We start from the raw sequence: 1,899 nt of genomic DNA on the forward strand, positions 1-1,899 counted from the left end.
AAGAAGATCAACCCCATGGTGCTGATCGTGGCCACCATGGTCGTGGGCATCATCGGCGCGTTCTTCGGCGTGCTGGCGTAGGTTCCTGCGTTTTATTCTGCCCCCAAGGGAAACGGCGACCCATTGCGGTCGCCGTTTTTTATTACCGAAAGCTAGCTGGAGGTGCTTCGTGATTCGATCTGACAATTCACCCGATAATGGCGTGAGCGGGGCGATGTATCTATTTGGCACGGCGCTCTTGTGGAGTTTTATCGGCATCCTCGTTCGCGCCAATTCGCAGTCAGCTCTTTTGATCGGTGCCGTTACGGCAATATTTATGGCGCTCTTTATCCTGCTCGTTGGCAGGCCCGTCCTCCGCGTCAGCCGTCTTATTGTCCTTGTGGCCGTCTGCAACTTCGTGACGGGCACCACGTTTAACTTTGCCAACCAGCTCACGACGGTCGGCAACGCGATCGTTCTGCAGTACACCTCGATGATTTTCGTTATCGTGTATCAATCGCTCGCAACTCGCACGTTGCCCTCACCTGCGAAGATTGCCTCCGTGGTGGTTGCCTTTACGGGTATGGGACTTTTCTTTTTAGGCGATTTGAGTGCCGAGGGCATGCTCGGCAACCTGCTTGCCGTCATTTCGGGCGCCACCTTTGGGCTGTGTTTCTTTTTGAACTCTCGCCCCGATGCGTCGCCCATGGTGTCCTCGCTCATCTCCTGCGGTATCTCGATGCTGCCGATCGTCTATTTTGCCGGCGCCCTAGACTCCGTGAGACCATTTGAGTGGGGACTCATGCTGGTGCATGGGCTTTTTTGCAGTGGCCTTGCGAGCGTGCTGTATGCCAAGGGGATTGCGCGCACTAACGCGTTTGCGGCCAACTTGGTCTGCATGAGCGAGGTCGTGCTCGCTCCCTGCTGGTCGGCGCTCCTCTTTGGCGAGGTCTTTCGCTGGAACGAGTTTTTGGGCGCGGCGATAATCGTTTTGGTGATTGTAGGCAACTTGGCATACGATGCCTTTGGCGATGGCTTTCTGGTGGCGCTTGTCCGCCATCGAAACAAAGAGCGCGCCTGATGGGATACGTCTGCCGTTTACGGTAAAAAACACCCCGCTGAGCGAGTGGTATTAAATAGTAAGAACCTGCATATCTATAATTGGTATCAAATCATTTGTACCTGGCATGGGTGTTCGCAGCACACCAGGTACGCTTCGAGCCGTGTGATCGAACTCCCGGAATTGATATCAACAACGCGCGCGGCGGGTGTGACGACGGTTCGATATTCCTTATTGGGAGGAATTATGCTTGTCCAAGCAATCCTCGTCGGCTTAGTCGGAGCGTTTGGATGCCTCGACTACCAGCTCGGCACCCTCTACGCATTCCGCCCCATCGTCCTGTGCCCGCTCGTGGGCCTGGTGCTGGGGGACCTGCAGACTGGCCTTGCCGTAGGTGCAAGCCTTGAGCTGCTGTTCATGGGCTCGATCTCCATCGGCGCCTACGTGCCGCCTAACGAAACCGTCGGCGGCGTGCTCGCCTGCGCGTTTGCCATTCAGCTCGGTCAGGGTACCGAGACGGCCATCGCACTCGCCATGCCCATCGCCGTCCTTTCGCTGACGATCGGCAACATTACCAACGCTCTGTTCGCCGTGTTTGTCGACATGGCAGACAAGTTCGCCCTCAAGGGAAACCTCAAAGGCATCTACGCCGTTCATTGGGGACTTGGACTTTGGGGCTGCCTCGAGTACTTCCTGCTGTGTGGCGGCGCCTTCTATCTGGGTTCCGGCGCCATCCAGGGCCTGCTCGACTTCATCCCGCCCTTTGTGATTGACGGTTGCGGCGTTGCCGCCAACATCCTGCCGGCCATGGGCTTCGCCATGCTCGGCCGCCTGGTGCTCACCAAGCAGCTCGTGCCCTT

At 57.2% G+C, this 1,899-nt stretch carries 2 protein-coding genes; both read left to right on the plus strand.

The features are described 5' to 3' along the window. Positions 1-169: 169 nt before the first annotated feature. On the plus strand, positions 170-1,060 hold the full coding sequence (locus tag GPK42_RS09905; RefSeq protein WP_324252605.1) for a DMT family transporter: 891 nt from the start codon (positions 170-172) through the stop codon (positions 1,058-1,060). Between the two features lie 225 nt (positions 1,061-1,285). Further along, on the plus strand, positions 1,286-1,899 hold a 614-nt coding region (locus GPK42_RS09910), incomplete at its 3' end, for a PTS mannose/fructose/sorbose/N-acetylgalactosamine transporter subunit IIC (protein WP_215694975.1).

Source organism: Collinsella aerofaciens (genome assembly GCF_018785265.1).
In the GTDB taxonomy this organism is placed as follows: Bacteria; Actinomycetota; Coriobacteriia; order Coriobacteriales; family Coriobacteriaceae; genus Collinsella; species Collinsella aerofaciens_AI.